The sequence below is a fragment of the Pseudomonas sp. 2822-17 genome, from assembly GCF_002742485.1.
GTDB classification, from domain to species: Bacteria; Pseudomonadota; Gammaproteobacteria; order Pseudomonadales; family Pseudomonadaceae; genus Aquipseudomonas; species Aquipseudomonas cyclaminis.
Window position 1 is genome coordinate 1 of the sequence record NZ_LJRZ01000799.1, and the last position, 264, is coordinate 264.

A 264-nucleotide genomic window follows, 5' to 3' on the forward strand; every position below is an offset into this window, starting at 1 on the left:
CATCCACACTATAAACAATAACCCATTTTTCTTCTTTTGTCTGGTCAATACCAAGGACTTGATGATGTTTAGCTATCTCTTTCATGTTCTCTTTCATTCGGAAAATTTGAAACTCTAAATCTTCATACTCTTCTACAATTTCCTCTTTCTTTTTGTCTTCTTTCTGATTGAAAGCAGACATTTCAGAAAGCATAGAACTCCCTCCCATATATTAGATATTTAAAATATTTCTAAGGCACTGTGGTCCTTCGATGTTATTTTCAC

1 protein-coding gene is annotated in these 264 nt (G+C 33.0%); it reads right to left on the reverse strand.

From position 1 onward, the window contains the following. The coding region (locus AOA60_RS28820) for a hypothetical protein (protein WP_218240904.1) at nucleotides 1-193 on the reverse strand (193 nt) is incomplete at its 3' end. Nucleotides 194-264: the final 71 nt, after the last annotated feature.